Source organism: Bacillus sp. FSL M8-0077 (assembly GCF_038050255.1).
GTDB classification, from domain to species: Bacteria; Bacillota; Bacilli; order Bacillales; family Bacillaceae; genus Bacillus; species Bacillus altitudinis.
Genome location: NZ_JBBPAF010000001.1, coordinates 906,189 through 920,984, shown reverse-complemented (window position 1 = coordinate 920,984; position 14,796 = coordinate 906,189). Strand labels below are relative to the sequence as shown.

The 14,796-nt window shown below is 41.4% G+C and carries 20 protein-coding genes; 11 read left to right on the top strand and 9 right to left on the bottom strand.

Going from position 1 to position 14,796, the window contains the following annotated elements; all coding sequences use genetic code 11:
- Positions 1–46: 46 nt before the first annotated feature.
- Positions 47–271, top strand: a complete 225-nt coding sequence (locus tag NST57_RS04555; RefSeq protein WP_008341962.1) for a hypothetical protein — start codon at positions 47–49, stop codon at positions 269–271.
- Here NST57_RS04555 and mutY read toward each other — a convergent pair.
- Complete coding sequence (mutY, locus tag NST57_RS04550) at positions 258–1,358, bottom strand: A/G-specific adenine glycosylase (protein WP_039167932.1); 1,101 nt, start codon at positions 1,356–1,358, stop codon at positions 258–260. The genes NST57_RS04555 and mutY overlap by 14 nt on opposite strands.
- A 191-nt stretch (positions 1,359–1,549) precedes the next feature.
- On the opposite strand from mutY, the gene NST57_RS04545 reads away from it, so the two are divergent.
- On the top strand, positions 1,550–2,530 hold the full coding sequence (locus tag NST57_RS04545; protein WP_061418435.1) for a metal-dependent hydrolase: 981 nt from the start codon (positions 1,550–1,552) through the stop codon (positions 2,528–2,530).
- 27 nt (positions 2,531–2,557) lie between these two features.
- Here the strand turns inward: NST57_RS04545 and rsoA are convergent, their stop codons facing one another.
- Both rsoA and NST57_RS04535 read right to left on the bottom strand, forming a co-directional pair.
- Positions 2,558–2,779 (bottom strand): sigma-O factor regulator RsoA, encoded by a 222-nt coding sequence (rsoA, locus tag NST57_RS04540; protein WP_341298145.1) that lies wholly within the window; start codon positions 2,777–2,779, stop codon positions 2,558–2,560.
- Entirely contained in the window at positions 2,727–3,329 is a 603-nt protein-coding gene (locus NST57_RS04535) for a sigma-70 family RNA polymerase sigma factor (protein ID WP_341298144.1), read from the bottom strand. Before NST57_RS04535 ends, rsoA begins: the two co-directional genes overlap by 53 nt.
- Positions 3,330–3,495: 166 nt before the next feature.
- Here NST57_RS04535 and NST57_RS04530 point away from each other — a divergent pair, with 166 nt between their 5' ends.
- The 3 genes from NST57_RS04530 to NST57_RS04520 all read left to right on the top strand — a co-directional run bounded on the left by NST57_RS04530 (position 3,496) and on the right by NST57_RS04520 (position 5,408).
- The gene (locus NST57_RS04530) at positions 3,496–3,660 is read left to right on the top strand and encodes a YvrJ family protein (RefSeq protein WP_003217819.1); all 165 of its coding nucleotides are present in this window, start codon (positions 3,496–3,498) and stop codon (positions 3,658–3,660) included.
- A gap of 94 nt (positions 3,661–3,754) precedes the next feature.
- Positions 3,755–4,918: an oxalate decarboxylase family bicupin gene (locus tag NST57_RS04525; RefSeq protein WP_341298143.1), complete on the top strand. Its 1,164-nt coding sequence runs from the start codon at positions 3,755–3,757 to the stop codon at positions 4,916–4,918.
- Between the two features lie 67 nt (positions 4,919–4,985).
- Positions 4,986–5,408 carry a regulatory YrvL family protein gene (locus tag NST57_RS04520; protein ID WP_341298142.1) on the top strand — a complete coding sequence of 141 codons (423 nt, stop codon included), beginning with the start codon at positions 4,986–4,988 and terminating at the stop codon, positions 5,406–5,408.
- 4 nt (positions 5,409–5,412) lie between these two features.
- Here the strand turns inward: NST57_RS04520 and NST57_RS04515 are convergent, their stop codons facing one another.
- Positions 5,413–5,880 carry a DinB family protein gene (locus tag NST57_RS04515; protein ID WP_073415721.1) on the bottom strand — a complete coding sequence of 156 codons (468 nt, stop codon included), beginning with the start codon at positions 5,878–5,880 and terminating at the stop codon, positions 5,413–5,415.
- Positions 5,881–6,086: 206 nt separating this feature from the next.
- Here NST57_RS04515 and NST57_RS04510 point away from each other — a divergent pair, with 206 nt between their 5' ends.
- On the top strand, positions 6,087–7,220 hold the full coding sequence (locus tag NST57_RS04510) for an FAD-dependent oxidoreductase (RefSeq protein ID WP_341298141.1): 1,134 nt from the start codon (positions 6,087–6,089) through the stop codon (positions 7,218–7,220).
- Between the two features lie 23 nt (positions 7,221–7,243).
- Here NST57_RS04510 and NST57_RS04505 read toward each other — a convergent pair whose 3' ends face one another.
- From NST57_RS04505 to NST57_RS04495, 3 genes are all read right to left on the bottom strand, one after another.
- On the bottom strand, positions 7,244–9,838 hold the full coding sequence (locus NST57_RS04505; RefSeq protein ID WP_341298140.1) for a YfhO family protein: 2,595 nt from the start codon (positions 9,836–9,838) through the stop codon (positions 7,244–7,246).
- 87 nt (positions 9,839–9,925) lie between these two features.
- Positions 9,926–10,909, bottom strand: a complete 984-nt coding sequence (locus tag NST57_RS04500) for a glycosyltransferase (RefSeq protein WP_142154510.1) — start codon at positions 10,907–10,909, stop codon at positions 9,926–9,928.
- A gap of 301 nt (positions 10,910–11,210) precedes the next feature.
- The gene (locus NST57_RS04495; RefSeq protein ID WP_017358840.1) at positions 11,211–11,483 is read right to left on the bottom strand and encodes a YfhJ family protein; all 273 of its coding nucleotides are present in this window, start codon (positions 11,481–11,483) and stop codon (positions 11,211–11,213) included.
- A 116-nt stretch (positions 11,484–11,599) separates the two neighbouring features.
- Between NST57_RS04495 and NST57_RS04490 the strand changes: the two genes are divergently transcribed.
- Positions 11,600–11,749 carry a small, acid-soluble spore protein K gene (locus NST57_RS04490; protein ID WP_142154508.1) on the top strand — a complete coding sequence of 50 codons (150 nt, stop codon included), beginning with the start codon at positions 11,600–11,602 and terminating at the stop codon, positions 11,747–11,749.
- Between the two features lie 25 nt (positions 11,750–11,774).
- Positions 11,775–11,948 carry a YpzG family protein gene (locus NST57_RS04485; protein WP_003217811.1) on the top strand — a complete coding sequence of 58 codons (174 nt, stop codon included), beginning with the start codon at positions 11,775–11,777 and terminating at the stop codon, positions 11,946–11,948.
- 226 nt (positions 11,949–12,174) lie between these two features.
- Here the strand turns inward: NST57_RS04485 and NST57_RS04480 are convergent, their stop codons facing one another.
- On the bottom strand, positions 12,175–12,489 hold the full coding sequence (locus tag NST57_RS04480; RefSeq protein WP_142154506.1) for a YfhH family protein: 315 nt from the start codon (positions 12,487–12,489) through the stop codon (positions 12,175–12,177).
- Between the two features lie 3 nt (positions 12,490–12,492).
- Positions 12,493–13,284: a recombination regulator RecX gene (recX, locus tag NST57_RS04475; protein WP_142154504.1), complete on the bottom strand. Its 792-nt coding sequence runs from the start codon at positions 13,282–13,284 to the stop codon at positions 12,493–12,495.
- A gap of 95 nt (positions 13,285–13,379) precedes the next feature.
- Between recX and NST57_RS04470 the strand changes: the two genes are divergently transcribed.
- From NST57_RS04470 to NST57_RS04460, 3 genes are all read left to right on the top strand, one after another.
- On the top strand, positions 13,380–14,276 hold the full coding sequence (locus NST57_RS04470; RefSeq protein WP_341298139.1) for a TIGR01777 family oxidoreductase: 897 nt from the start codon (positions 13,380–13,382) through the stop codon (positions 14,274–14,276).
- A 52-nt stretch (positions 14,277–14,328) separates the two neighbouring features.
- A complete protein-coding gene (locus NST57_RS04465; protein ID WP_017358836.1) occupies positions 14,329–14,439 on the top strand; it encodes a YfhE family protein in 111 nt (36 codons plus the stop codon).
- A 61-nt stretch (positions 14,440–14,500) separates the two neighbouring features.
- Positions 14,501–14,656 (top strand): YfhD family protein, encoded by a 156-nt coding sequence (locus NST57_RS04460; protein ID WP_008341997.1) that lies wholly within the window; start codon positions 14,501–14,503, stop codon positions 14,654–14,656.
- Positions 14,657–14,796 lie beyond the last annotated feature (140 nt).

Sequence of the window (14,796 nt, the reverse complement as noted above, 5' to 3'; positions counted from 1 at the left end):
ATTCGCTTCACACTAATAGGAAAGTTCCTATTAGGAGGTTACATTCATGTATGTCGGACGCGATTTAAGCCAGCTTGGCATGATGTCAAAGGATCAATGGAAAGATACTGAGCTTGCTTTTTTTCATCATGCTTTCCAACAAATTTTACCTTATTTAAACGAAGAAGGGCAATCTAAGTATCGAGAAATCATTTCTGAAATTGAAAACCGCGGGGGTCTGCACCGAAATGAAGCCGATTATACCCATGGTACAACGGTTAAATATGACTAGGCTGTTCAAGTGCCATCTTCCATATTTTTTGATGTGAGACTGGCAAAGCATATGCCTCAAATTCTTCTGTTGTGACTTTTTTCAGCATCGTGTCATCTGATACAGAGGTCACACGTCCAAAGAAAACAGAAATATTCCAGATGAGGTGGGTAAATACATGTTGAATGGTGCCTTCTAAATCACCAAGTTCTGCTTGTACACCCGCTTCCTCTTTTAAGAAATCAATCAGCTGCTCTTTTTCCGTTTTTCTTCCCTTCATTGTTTCCATGTTTGGGAACTCCCATAAATTCGCAAGCAGACCTGTACTTGGACGCTTATGAATATAGAGGTGACCTGCATCATCAAATAACACCACCGCTGCCATTGATTTCGCAGTCGGCTTTTTCTTTTTACTTTTCACCGGCAGCTCATGCTGAACGCCTTCCTCAAGTGCCGAGCAATGCATGTTTACAGGACAAATGAGGCATGCAGGAGAGGTTGGGGTGCAAATGAGCGCACCTAGCTCCATTAGCCCTTGATTGAATTCTGATGGCTTTTCCCGGGAAATGAGCTGATCGACCGCAAATTCGAAAATGTTTCTCGTTTTTGGTTTTGCAATATCATCCCATATGGACAAGATACGGGAAATGACCCTCATCACGTTGCCGTCTACCGCAGGGTATGGCTTGTTATAGGCGATACTCAGCACTGCGCCGCTCGTATACGGGCCTACACCTTTCAGTTTTGAAAATTGTTCTTTCGTATCAGGGACAACGCCCCCGTAGGATTCATAGACTTCTTTCACAGCTGCCTGTAAATTACGCACCCGTGAGTAGTAGCCAAGACCTTCCCATGCTTTCATGACCTTTTCTTCATCAGCTAAAGCAAGATCCTTCACCGTCGGGAATTGCTCCATAAACCGATTGAAGTACGGAATGACCGTATCCACTCTCGTTTGCTGGAGCATCACTTCTGATACCCAGACGCGGTATGGATCTTGATTTTCTCGCCATGGAAGTGTTCGTTGTTCTTTTTCATACCAATCGATTAAATCATGCTGAAAACCCGCAATATCTTTGCGGTCCAGCTTTTCTTGAATGTCTTTCATCTCTATACTCCTTCTTATCGAACCGAGAGCTAACGTTCTGAAAAGAACCTTATTTGTTGTATACTGTTTGTAGATACGTTAACATGTTACATTAAATCGAGATAAAGCAAAAGTGATTTTGCACATAGTCTTGATGAGAGACGTATACTTTGTATGATTGTTCCTAAGCATGACAACTAGGAGGTAATCAATTGGACACTGGTACTCATGTAGTAATGGGCATTTCTCTTGGGGGACTTGCGCTTTTAGATCCAGCCGTCAGCGCAGATCCACACATGGCACACGCCGTGATGATCGCGACTATTGCCGGCTCCCAAGCACCAGACATTGATACTGTGCTAAAACTAAAAAATAATGCGGTTTATATAAGAAATCACCGAGGATTTACTCATTCCATTCCGGCTGTACTGTTTTGGTCATTGCTAATTCCGGCTGTGATTTTCCCATTTGTGCCGGGAGCAAATTTACTTCACCTTTGGTTATGGACACTATTAGCCGTCGTGCTTCATGTGTTTGTCGATATTTTCAATGCATACGGCACACAGGCCATTCGTCCATTTTCAAAAAAATGGGTAGCACTTGGGATCATTAACACGTTTGATCCGTTTATCTTTTTTACCCATCTTGTCGCCATTGTCGTTTGGGCGATTGGCGGGCATCCCGGCTATACGTTCATCTCGCTATATGCCGTGATTTTTTGTTATTATATCGTCAGGGTCATCATGCAGCTTCAGATTAAACGTCAGCTGCGTGCACGGTTCGATGAGATTGAAGACATTATTATCTCGCCTACAATGAAGTTCAGACAATGGCGCATTGCTGTGAAATGTAAATCCTCTTTCCATGTTGGACGCAGTATGAATGGTGAGATTATCATTTTAGACACCTTTAACCGTGTGCCGGTCCCGGATACTGAAATTATGAAAATTGCCAAACAGGATGAAAACATTTCAGCCTTTCTCTCCTTCTCCCCTGTCTACCGGTGGGAAGTAGATAAATACAAGGATCATTATGAGGTACGGTTCATTGATTTGCGCTACCGCAGCAAAGGTCATTATCCTTTTGTCGCGATCTGCCATATCGACATGGACCATCAAATCAAAAATTCCTATACCGGCTGGATTTTCAGTGAAGAAAAACTGCAAAAAAAATTAAGACTCGGCTCTGTGTGAGCGAGTCTTTTTTTGTGCTTACAACTCTTACATCTTCGTCATATATTCCACAATAAACTCCCAAAAGCCAGGTCCCTCTTGGTAAATCAGCCAGTCTACTTTTTCGATGAGTTTGATGTAGAGTTCTTGTTCGAGGTCTTCTCTTTCTTGATATGCCGTGTTTTGTAGTTTCTTTTTGATCATGGGTGTGAAGGTTTCAATGAGTTCTTCCATTTCTCCATTGGTGATTTTGTCTTCTTGCACGGACATCTCCCCCTGTTTCTTCTTTTAGTTTGTTGAGTGCTTTTTTGTGGATGTTTGAGATGTTTTGTCTTGATTCGCCTAGCCGGTCGGCTATTTCCTTCATCGTTTGACCTTCAACATAAATATGGGTTAAAACCATTTTTTGTTTTTCTGTGAGCTGCTGGTAGGCCTTGTACAATCTTTGATCTTGCAAGTGCTCCCCTAAGTCTTGCTGGTTGAAGAGCACGGCTTCATACGTATCTGTTTGAACAGGGTCTTTCACTTCTTGTGTATCAGGATGATCAAGTATGAGCGGAAAACGCTGCTGCTTTTTTTTCACTCGTTTGTCAAAGTCGACTGAAAAAATACGGATCATTGTGGAAATATACTTGATGATGCGGATTTTTTGATAAAACTGCTTGAACTCGGAATCTAGTTTTTTCGCATTTTCTTCGTTTGGCTCTTCCATGACTTGCCGGAGCAGCTGCTGGTTTTTAGGATTGCTTAAAAATTGCTGAATGAGTGGGTGATCGATGATTTCATTCCATTTTGCTTTCAATAACAGCCGATAATCCATGTGCATCCTCCCCTTTGTTCTCTCTACTTGCATTAAGTGGACAAAAGTTAAAAAAAGTAAACTTTGTGAAACGGGTCTAATGATTCATTTTCTCCCCTTTTGATTTCCTATTTCTTCTTTCATACCACTTATAGAGAAGACGAGCATCCGCTGGGAGGTGAGACAAATGGAGACCTTTTTTTCGGAGGAATGGCTGAAGCAGCTTGGTCAGGCTGGTTTCCCTGCCATTTTGACGGTTTATTTGCTGACACGCTTTGAACGAAAGTTTGATGAATTAAGCAAGCTCATCCAACGATTGGTCGCTGTTCAAAAAAATGATGAATCAGATTGACATCTGCTTGATTCGTTTCACCTTATGAAAGCGAGGGCGAAATGAAAGGCCTTTTGTCACCTCACACAATACGATGTTGAAAGGGGATTTTAACATGAGTGAAAAGCAAAATGGGGTACCGCAGCCGATTCGAGGAGAAAAAGGAGCAACGGTCAAAATTCCACGTAATCTCGAGCGAGACAGACAAAACCCAGATATGCTCACGCCACCAGAAACCGATCATGGAACGGTTCCCAACATGAAATATTCTTTTTCTGATACGCACAACCGTTTAGAAAAAGGCGGCTATGCCCGCGAGGTAACGGTTCGTGAACTGCCAATCTCTAAAAGTCTTGCCTCTGTGAACATGCGGCTAAAACCTGGTGCAATTCGCGAGCTGCACTGGCATAAGGAAGCGGAGTGGGCGTATATGATTTATGGGGAAGCCCGAATTACATCGGTTGATGCAGAGGGGCGCAATTTTACAGAGGATGTGACCGAGGGAGATTTATGGTACTTCCCTTCAGGCTTGCCGCATTCTATTCAAGCACTTGAACCGGGAGCTGAATTCTTGCTTGTGTTTGATGATGGTTCCTTCTCTGAAAATAGTACGTTCCAAGTGACTGATTGGCTTGCCCATACGCCAGAGGAAGTTGTGCTCCAAAACTTTGGAATGACAAGGGAGCAATTTGAAAAACTGCCAGAGAAAGAGAAGTATATTTTCCAAAAAGGAATTCCTGGTTCTCTTGAGTGTGACAAGGTGAAAACAGAGCAAGGAGAAGTCCCGAATTCCTTTAAATATGAGCTGTTAAAACAAGAGCCGATTACGTCAAGCGGCGGACAAGTGTGGATTGCGGACTCTACCAATTTTAAAGCGTCTAAAACGATTGCATCCGCTCTTGTGAAAGTCGATCCAGGCGCCATTCGTGAGCTGCACTGGCATCCAAATACGGATGAATGGCAATATTTCATTTCTGGAAAGGCACGAATGACGGTCTTTGCTTCTGATGGACATGCGAGAACCTTCAACTATCAGGCGGGAGACGTTGGCTATGTGCCATTTGCGATGGGGCATTATGTAGAAAATACAGGCGACGAACCGCTTTATTTCTTAGAAATCTTCAAGAGTGATCATTATGCAGATATCTCACTCAATCAGTGGCTTGCGGTCACACCGAAACAGCTTGTTTTGGATCATTTAGATCAAGGTGAAGAATTCTTGAAATTGCTTGATACTGAAAAACATCCTGTCATCGCTGCACCTAAAAAAGAGGATTAATTCCACCTTCCTGCAAAAAGGCTGTCCTTTTTGCAGGTATCTTCATGTAAAGGAGTGTTGTTTATCCATGCAGCAATCTGTTCACGCTTTATGGCAAGGGGTGAAATGCCTGATAGCGCTATCAGCTGTCTGTTACATATTTTTGTTGTTTTGTGTACTGTTCTTTCATTTAACGGGTGCTTTTTATCAATCGATTTTATCATTGCTACTGTTTATGAGCATCTACGTTGTACTCGGGATCTCTTTTGAACATCTGGAACACGTGCTCATGCGGTTTGTTCGTAAGTGTCGGTCCAAAAAACGATCCATCGTTTTCTATGCCGTTTTATTTCACCTTTTGTTTATTTGGGGTGCTGTCTATGTATCAGACGAATTAGTTGACGGCATTTTGCTGACTACTTCTGAAGAAATTCTCTTTGCGCTTAGTCTTTGGCTATTTCATTTTTTGTTTGATTATGCGACGTTTTCGTTTGATAAGGAAACTTCGTGAGGCGCTATCGTCTTTTTGTGGAGAGCGCTTGTTTGATCTGCTCCATATGATGGAGATCATGTTTAATCAAACCTTGAAAATAACTTGATAACGTCAGCTTGATTTGACCGATCAGAAAGGGTGTAGTCCAGCGAGATGCTTCGATTTTCTTCATTTCTTGAAGCAATTTTGTTCTAACAGCAATAAATCGCCCGATCGTCTCGCTTCTCTCTTCCTTTCTTGCTCTTTCGGCTGACTGCCGGTTCATTTCATGCACATCAGGTGCCTGAGGTAACGCTTTATTGTTCCAAAATTCCTTTAGGCGATCGTGTAAAATAAATTCATCCCATGGAACGAAATGTGCGATGATCTCAGCAATGCTCCACTTTCCATCAGCGATGGCGCTACGCCATTCTTCTTCTGTTACTTCCGTTAGTGACTGCACCCATTCAAGGGTGTGTTCATAGTGTTTTATCACGGTGTCTTTGTTCATGTTTTGTTATCCCCTTCATGTTTTTAAAAGAAGTTGATCAGAAATTGGTTAGTTTCATTCTTGCTAAATCATTTATAACATATTATCATATACTTTAATTACCAAATGAAAAGGGGGAATTGTGATACGCTGTCCTATATGAAAAAGCTTATTTTTTTGCACTAAAATAAACCGACCGGTCTGTTTATAAAAAGGGAGGAAAAATGATGAAATCTCAAAATGTGATCATTATCGGCAGTGGTGTAGCAGGATTGGCTACTGCTTTATTTTTAAAAAAGGCTGGAATGGAAAGTACGATTTATGAAAGCAGGTCAGATGAAGAATTAGAAACAGGAGCAGGTTTTTTACTGTCTCCGAATGGGGTAAAGATTTTGGATGGAATTGGGTGTAAAAATGAAGTGATAGCAAATGCAACAGTGATAAAGAAGATCCAGCAAATAAACAGTGAAAATGAAGTAGAAGCGATCTTTCACAATTATAGTGAAAAATATTATGATGCTCCTTTACTGAACGTCATGAGAGACCAAATCATCAAATCACTTTTAAAAGAAGTTCACCGCCAAGGAATAGAAGTGAAATACAACAAAAAGTTAATCTCAATCACACAGCATCCTCATTCCGTTCAGGTTCTTTTTGAAGATGAAACTGTGATAACAGGTGATATCGTAATAGGAGCAGATGGAACTTTTTCTAAAACAAGAGAGGCTATTGCGTTTAATGCTAAATTAGACTATAGCGGTTTTTGGGGACTACAAGGAGTATCGTTTGTGAAGGATTTTGTATTGGATGAGGCAACAAGTTATTTTTACAATGACGGAAACTTTCAATTCATTTTTGGGAAAGCGCATCCAACAAATAAAATGAATATTTTATGGCAAGCTTTCTCTCAGTGTCCTGAGAAGTTACCTACAAAACATTTTGAGAAAGCCAATCAAGAAACCATCCGACAGTTATTATATAAACAAATGGAACATTGGAACATTCCTAAACATCTTTCTGACATCATCGATCATACAAACATGTTCTTTCCAAGAAGTATCTATGAAATAAAGGATTTTCCTGTGTGGTCAAAAGGACGTGTTGTTCTTGTAGGTGATGCGGTACATACGGCGAACCCTTTTGTTGGTCAAGGAGCATCGTATAGTCTAGAAGATGCCATGCTCATAGCAAAGATGCTAAGGGATCATGATGATCGAGATGCGTTCTATTATTATGAAAAGGATCGAAGAAAGAGGACAGAAGAATTGAATGCGCTATTTCAGCACATGAGTATTCAAAACGATATTGATAAAAAAATGAACGAATACACGATTGAATGGGATGAAGAAACTTACGTATGAGATGAAAGATAAAAAAACACCACTTATGATGAAAAGTGGTGTTTCTTGTATTTTCTCCGTGCATAGAGGATCGCACCGATCAAACTGACGAGTGAAATCAATGCGAGAATTCTGATATAAGGCGGATAGTAGGTTAGCACGATCTCGTTTTTTCCTTTTTCTATTGGAAAACCGATAAACGCATAATTGGCTTGTTCAATATCGGTTTGATGGCCGTTCACCGTGAGCTCCCAGCCTTTTTCATATGGAACAGGCAGAATCATATAATCATCGCCGCGCTTGTTCTCATAAGAAATCGTAAAGCGGTTATTTTTAAGCTTTACTTGCTGGCTACCGTCATCCTGTTTTTCTTTTTCATATGCTCGCTCAAGGATGCGGTATGGCTCATGATACAGCTTTAATTGACTCAGCTCATACGTCCCTTTTGGCACTCGAATGGAAAGGATTTTTTCAGCTGGGACTCGAATCGTCACGTCATTAACGCCTGTTTTGTAGATAGACGTATTGCTTTTCCGTGATGTGACGTAGTCATCCACAGATAACTGAAATCCTTCGTTACGGTCGGTCCGCTTCACATAAAAGCTCACATACACATCCCCCACGCGAGCGATATCATCTGGAAGGGTGATATTCAGCCCGCCCGTTTCCCCGTATACATCAAGCACGCCATTTTCGTATACCGCTTGTTCAGTATGAATGTTTGTATCCTTTATTCGATCAGGCGATTGGTCAATTTCAGCATTTCCTTTTTTGTTTAAGATCACACCTTGCAACATCGCATGTTCTTTATCAAGTGCTGACGCATGCTCTAGTGACTTTTCTGAATAGACGGTACTCGTTGTTCTTGCAAATGGGAGCGGGCGTGTATTTTCATACACTTCATAATGTTCGCTTTCCAATATTGGCTTAAAATAAACCGGCGGTGAGAAAGACATCGATTTGTCTCTCATATAATACTTCCCGTAGGTCAGACTGTATAAATTCGCCCTGTCCCCCATTGTTGCATAACGGCTGACACTTTCCCGTCCCATATCAATTTGCAGGTCATTCCAGTAGAAATGGAGCAGATGCTGATTCAATATACTTGAATACGCACTCATGCCTTGAAAACCTTCAAATAACGGGGTATTGTTGCGCACACCATTCATCCAATCAATCCGGGCAAGCGGATCTTTTGAAGAGCGGCTTTGAATCTGCTGAATGAGCTTCATTTGCTCATGTCCAGCATACGCCTCACTATTCAGATACGTATCTGATACGCTCTTAATATTGCTTCTTTCAAATAAGTAGCCCTGCTGATACACGCCTGCTGTCAGTAAGCTCACAACGATGAGCACAGCTGAAAAGAGACGAAGGTGCAGACGTTTCCCCGCATGTATCGAGAGGAAGAACAAGCTGATCACAAGCAGTCCTATTCCGGTAAATACAACAACATCCATATTTCCCTTTGCTCGTTCTGATAAGATGACTGCGAGAAGAAACACGATCCAAGCGCCTAAAACCGCACGTTTTTTCCACTTCCACTCAATTTGCGAGAAATGCTTGATGGTGATGGCTACGACCGCTCCAACTGTAAAAGCAAGAATGTATTCAAACCTGTATTGCGGTGCTGAAAAACCATTAAACACGCTCGCCATCTTTGGACTGTAGTGAAAAATGATCAGCAGAGCACTGATCGATGTGAACATGAAAAACCACCTGTTCCGGTAAAGCGGAACGAGAAACAGACAAATCAGAAAGATGACTGGCAATAAATACACCCTGCTTGTAAACAGCAGATGATCATGCAGCTCGAACCAAGGAATTGCCTGTTCATACGGCGGTCTTACATTATTGAGAAAGCCGTAAACAGACGGAATAAAAAAGGCAGCACTGATCCCAAACGATAAAAGCGTAGAGATCGCAAGGGTCCAGAACACCTTCCAGCCTCGCTCCTCGCTTTGAAGCTTGATCATATATCTGAAGACGAGATAAATGGCTAAAAAGATAAAGTGAATGTAAGCAAAGTAAAAATTGTTGATCAGCATGAGACTGCAAGCCGCAATAAACCAAGCCGGCTTGCCTGTTTTAAAAATACGTTCAACCCCAAGCACAAGCAGCGGAAGCCACATCATGCTGTCGGTGAAAAACTCCCAAAACGTTTGATGTCGAAAGTACACAATAGACAGTCCGTAAATACCGGCACCTGTCAGCGCCCCCAGCCTATGCTGCACAATCGAAAGGAGCACACGATATGCGATGAACAGAATGACTGTCAGCTTGATCACACTAAGCCAAATAACAGCATTTGCCCAAAAGTGAATATCTGTTGACTGTATAAGGTGAAGCGCATTCAACAGCCAGACGACAGCAACTGTGACCATAAAGACCATCGATGTTGTGAAATAATAACCTAATTGCGTATATGTACCGCCGCCTAGACCGAATTGATAGGAATAAAAGAAGTTCCCTTTGACGTATTCATCGTAAAGCAGCTTTTTAAATGGGAGCATTTGCGAAATGCCATCCCCATCTCCCGTCATATATCGGCCTTGCGTATATTCATATAAGAAAAAGGAGTGTCCTAATAAAGCGAGAATGAGGCACATTCCAATGAGTATCCATCTACGTTTCATCATCTAAACCCTTTCTACAAAAGATCCACTTTTCATTGAAACAAAACAACCCAGCAAGCGATTCGTGCTTGCCGGTTATTTGACTCCACGTTATTTAAATAACTGCGTTAACACTCGGTCTTGTTCTTTTGAGCTTGTCTCTTGTTCCATGACATTTGATTCTTGAATGAAGTAATGCGGCCTCTTTTTCGTTTCATAGTAAATCCGGCCAATGTATTCTCCGATCACGCCTAGACTCAAGAGCTGGACACCACCGAGGAAAAGCACAGCTGAGATTAAAGTGAAATAACCCGGTACCATGATGCCCGTTCTGACGATTTGAATAAAGGTCGCCACGATGTAAATCAAAGAGAGAAATAAGATCAAAATACCCGTATAAAAACAAATACGCAGCGGGCGGTTGTTAAAAGAAATAACGCCATCTATGCCATAGTTAAATAATTTCTTCAGTGACCATTTTGTATCACCGTGCTGTCTTTCCACATTTTCATAATAGATGACCTTTTCTTCAAAGCCAATCCAGCAAAAAAGCCCTTTTGAAAAACGATTTCCCTCTTTCAGCTGAAGCAATGCGTCGATCGCTTGACGAGAAATTAAGCGGAAATCTCCTACACCATCACGCAAGTCCACTTCGACCACCTTGTTCATCACTTTATAATACATCGATGATAGGTAAGAACGAAGCTTGCTGTCCCCTTTACGGTTTCGTTTGGCAATGACTTGATGATAACCTTCTTCGTAGCCTCTAACAAAATCCTGAATCAAATACGTTGGGTGCTGTAAGTCGGCGTCCATAATGATCGCAGCTTCCCCTTTTGCATGCTCAAGACCTGCTAAAATTGCAGCTTCTTTCCCAAAGTTACGAGAAAAGGAAATGTATTTGATTTTTGCACTTTTGTGAGAGAGCTCTCTCATGTATTGAAGCGTATTGTCTTTGCTTCCATCATTCACAAAGATGATTTCAAAGTCATAATGAAAATCGCGAAACTCTTCCTCGAGTGCCTCAAAGATTCGTCTGATGTTTTCACCTTCATTGTAAGAAGGAATTATAACAGAGAGTAGTTCCCGTTCCATATCGCACCTTCTCTTCACTTTTTTCACATAGTCTGTTATGTTCATTATTCCTTTTTTGTCAGAAAACGAAACCCTTTTTTATTATCCATAAATTTCATGTATCCTTAATCGTTACATTATATCAGAGTTTTATTTCCAGTGATTTTCACCAACATGAATTTAATGTAATTTTAAGTTTATCCATTGTAAAAAGCCTGTAATTTTGATCACAGACTGGGTATTGTTTCATAAAATTGTTTGGTCATTTATATATTTTCCTGTTTGTTGAAAAAGATGAGTGGAAGTGAAAAGGGCAACCCTTTTAATGCAGCAGCCCTTTGTTGTTTTGTTGCAAATGCTCATTTGCCTTCGATTGTTTATTTTGAAATAAATGCAGCTGAGCACCATAGCTTTCGATCCATTCTTGGACAATCCGTTCAGTCGTTTCCTGTCCTTTATATTTGCGGCCAGCCTTTGCATAGGTTGTTTCAAAATCACTCCAAAGGAGCTCTACCCATGTACGTGCTTCTTCATATGTGAGCATATTGTTTTTTTCCATTAGTTGTTCGGTTAATCGCTCAAAATATTGTTCCATACTGGTTCCTCCTTCATCTAGCAGAAAGTGCCTTTTTAAAAAAACCTCTTTTTTCATATACTACCCTTACGTCTTCAAAAGACGCAAATGATTTGTATTGTTTGGAGGGAATCAGTATGCGTAATAAAGCAAAGGGCTTTCCAAATCAAGTGAATCACAAGTTTGAAGGCGAACCAGCGGCCACAGATGCTTATGCGTCTAAAAGGCCGAACGGTGAGACGAATACACGTCCACAGGAACGTATGAGGGCATCAGGGAAACGCTAATTTTTCCAAAGGGAGTGCTTGAGATATGAGTTCAAATGGGAAATCGTATATGGAAGACTTTGTTCAATTAAGAACAACCGCTTACCCTCAACCATGGGCGAATGCTAAACATTCTGCCTCTCAGGTCAACGGAGAAACGCAGCAAACGCAGCACGACATCGTACTTCAGAACAACGTCCGTAAACAACGTTCGAAGTAAAAAAAAGGACTGATCTCTAACGATCAGTCCTTCAGATTGTTGACAAAGGGCTAAAATGAACTTGATTTTAGCCCTTTGTCTTCTTTTCAGCGTGATAGAAAACCTTTGCAGTCTAGGAAGGACAGCTACTTTTGCGGAGCGAATTTGTCATTCGTGAGTACCAGAGCGCAGGACTGACAAAGAATGCGAGGGTTTGTCTACACGCTGAAGGACTGATCTCTAGGGATCAGTCCTTTTGCGTAAGCATTGAAATCGGCAGGGCATCTTCTTTATTTGGTGCTGATACTCTGTAGCCCCAAGCAAAAACCCCATTTAAATACTCCACATAAAACTGCTCGTCTGTATCTTTGATTTGATAAGTCGTTTTGGTCTGAATAGTAGCTGGATCTAATAAATAGGCTTTCGCCATGTCAATTTTCCGCTCCAACACGGCATATTCATTCACAATGCCTAGCTGCTCAGCCTTTCTTGCTTTTTCAGAAAGAGCGGCAATCTCCTGCTTTAATTCGTATTCTGTCATTTCACTATAGCGTTTTTCCATCTGTCATTCCCCTTTGTCTAAAACGTGATCAATTGTATCAAGATCAAATCCTTTTCGGTAAAGGAATTGCTTCACTTTCATTTTTTTCTCAAATGATCCGTCATAACCTACCTTGCGTTTTGCCTTCTCAAGCATATAGTGAAGGGCTTCTTCTTCCTTTTCTTCTTCTTGTCCATCATAGGCTTCTTGAAGGGCTTTATCAATGATATCAAATGAAAATCCTTTTCGCTGAAGCTGCAATTTGATACGCTGTTCAATTTCTTTTGCGGACCGGTTTTTCTCTTTCTTAACCAGCTTCAGCACTTGTTTCACTGCTTCCTCTAGCTGCAAATCATTCGGGTATTGCGATAGTGCTTGTTCGATGGTGTCATCGTCTATGCCTTTCAGCTTTAATTCTTTTTTTAGCACTGACGGGCCTTTGCTATTCGTTTTTCGGTGGGTGCTTACATACGCTTCTGCAAATTCAAGATCATTTACATACTTATAATGTTTTAATTTGTGTATAATTTCACTAATAGCAGGTGCTGGGATGTCTTTTTTCGTCAAATAATCGCTGACTTCTTTCACTGATCTCATCCGGTACGATAAATAATCGACGGCCTGCTGAAATCCTTTTTTTACTGCATCACCGAATTGAATCTCTATGATATCGGCTTCGTCCAGCTCTTTTCCCTTTTTCAAATCATGCTGGACGAGCACATCTAGATCAACGCTAAAAGCGTACTTTTCATCAAGAAAGATGTTCACGCGTTCTGTATTGTTTTTCTGAGCAGAGATTTTCGTAATATAGGGCATCCTGTGATCACTCCTTTTTTCCAACAGTCAGGATGTTTCTTCTGATTCAAAATCGTGAAAGATATAGGTATGTATATGAGAGGAGAAGATGTCAATTGAATATCGCCATTACCGGAGGAACCGGGTTTATCGGCCAGCACGTCACAAAGGTGCTCGCAGCTGAAGGACATCATCTATATATTTTAACAAGAAATCCAAAGGAATCCGAACAAAATCATTTACATTACGTCCAGTGGCTGACAGATGGTGCGGCCCCTGAACATGAATTGCCTGCCATCGATGTATGGATTAACCTTGCTGGGAAATCCATTTTCACACGATGGACGGACAAAACAAAAAAAGGGATTCTCTCCAGCCGTATTCAATCCACACAAGAAGTGAGACGCATTATAGAAGCGCAGGAATCGAAACCATCTGTGCTCATTCAAGCAAGTGCTGTCGGTATCTACGGCACTTCCAAGACAGAGGATTTTACGGAGGAGGCCCCTCCAGCCGATACAGATTTCTTAAGTTATACGTCAAAGCTTTGGGAAGCTGAAGGGCAAAAAATTGAGGCGCTTGGTATTCGCACGGTTTATACACGCTTTGGGGTGGTGTTAGGAGAAAAAGGCACACTTCCTCTTATGACCTTGCCATACAAGCTGTTTGCCGGTGGAACGATTGGCTCTGGCTCGCAATGGGTATCATGGGTTCACGTGGATGATGTAGCACATCTCATTGCGTATGCCATTCACCATGAACACATATCAGGTCCACTCAATGTCACGTCTCCAAATCCTGTTCAAATGAAGCAGCTGGGGCAAACCATTGCATCTGTCCTTCATCGCCCTCACTGGCTGAAGGTGCCGTCCTTTGTCATCAAAACCGCACTTGGCGACATGTCATTGCTTGTTCTAGAAGGCCAGCGCGCCCTGCCGAAAAAGGCACTGCTGTCTTCTTATGAATTTTTACACCCTGAGCTAAAAGAAGCGATTTTGCATTCAGAGGAATAAATTTTGTCAAAAACACCCATCCTATTAAAAATGAGATGAGGGGGCGATTTTGATGAAGAAAAAAGAACACCAGCCGACTTCAAAACTGAAGAAAACCCAGGAAGTTCTGTATCAGCAGGAATTCAAAAAAGCGGAAAGAGCAGCAGAAAAAAGAAACAAATAAAACGGATATTCCTCTTTTACAAGCACATAACTAAAGTGATCTTGTAAAGGAGGGAAAAGCTTTGAAAAAAGACCAACACAAAAAATCCAACCACCAGCTTGCGGCACAAGAGACGGATGGCGAATATGTTGAATTTTCCAAAGAACTTGCAGATCCGAATGACGTAAAAGCGATGGCACGTATGAAAGCAGCCGATCAGCGTGCCAAAAAACAATAAGTAAAAAGACAGACCTTTTGATAAGGTCTGTTTAGATTGTTGACAAAGGGATAAAATGAACTGTATTTTATCCCTTTGTCTTCTTTTTTAGCGTGATAGAAAACCTTTGCAGTCTAGGAAGAACGAGTACTGGCGCGGAG

Excerpts from the sequence above, each read along its gene's own strand:
- NST57_RS04530 (WP_003217819.1), top strand. The coding sequence starts at position 3,496 with ATGGAGACCTTTTTTTCGGAGGAATGGCTGAAGCAGCTTGGTCAGGCT.
- NST57_RS04525 (WP_341298143.1), top strand. The coding sequence starts at position 3,755 with ATGAGTGAAAAGCAAAATGGGGTACCGCAGCCGATTCGAGGAGAAAAA.
- NST57_RS04500 (WP_142154510.1), bottom strand. The coding sequence starts at position 10,909 with ATGGAACGGGAACTACTCTCTGTTATAATTCCTTCTTACAATGAAGGT.
- NST57_RS04535 (WP_341298144.1), bottom strand. The coding sequence starts at position 3,329 with ATGGATTATCGGCTGTTATTGAAAGCAAAATGGAATGAAATCATCGAT.
- NST57_RS04555 (WP_008341962.1), top strand. The coding sequence starts at position 47 with ATGTATGTCGGACGCGATTTAAGCCAGCTTGGCATGATGTCAAAGGAT.
- NST57_RS04480 (WP_142154506.1), bottom strand. The coding sequence starts at position 12,489 with ATGGAAAAACGCTATAGTGAAATGACAGAATACGAATTAAAGCAGGAG.
- NST57_RS04495 (WP_017358840.1), bottom strand. The coding sequence starts at position 11,483 with ATGGAACAATATTTTGAGCGATTAACCGAACAACTAATGGAAAAAAAC.
- NST57_RS04515 (WP_073415721.1), bottom strand. The coding sequence starts at position 5,880 with ATGAACAAAGACACCGTGATAAAACACTATGAACACACCCTTGAATGG.
- rsoA (WP_341298145.1), bottom strand. The coding sequence starts at position 2,779 with ATGTCCGTGCAAGAAGACAAAATCACCAATGGAGAAATGGAAGAACTC.
- mutY (WP_039167932.1), bottom strand. The coding sequence starts at position 1,358 with ATGAAAGACATTCAAGAAAAGCTGGACCGCAAAGATATTGCGGGTTTT.
- NST57_RS04465 (WP_017358836.1), top strand. The coding sequence starts at position 14,329 with ATGAAGAAAAAAGAACACCAGCCGACTTCAAAACTGAAGAAAACCCAG.
- NST57_RS04510 (WP_341298141.1), top strand. The coding sequence starts at position 6,087 with ATGAAATCTCAAAATGTGATCATTATCGGCAGTGGTGTAGCAGGATTG.
- NST57_RS04520 (WP_341298142.1), top strand. The coding sequence starts at position 4,986 with ATGCAGCAATCTGTTCACGCTTTATGGCAAGGGGTGAAATGCCTGATA.
- NST57_RS04490 (WP_142154508.1), top strand. The coding sequence starts at position 11,600 with ATGCGTAATAAAGCAAAGGGCTTTCCAAATCAAGTGAATCACAAGTTT.
- NST57_RS04485 (WP_003217811.1), top strand. The coding sequence starts at position 11,775 with ATGAGTTCAAATGGGAAATCGTATATGGAAGACTTTGTTCAATTAAGA.
- NST57_RS04505 (WP_341298140.1), bottom strand. The coding sequence starts at position 9,838 with ATGATGAAACGTAGATGGATACTCATTGGAATGTGCCTCATTCTCGCT.
- recX (WP_142154504.1), bottom strand. The coding sequence starts at position 13,284 with ATGCCCTATATTACGAAAATCTCTGCTCAGAAAAACAATACAGAACGC.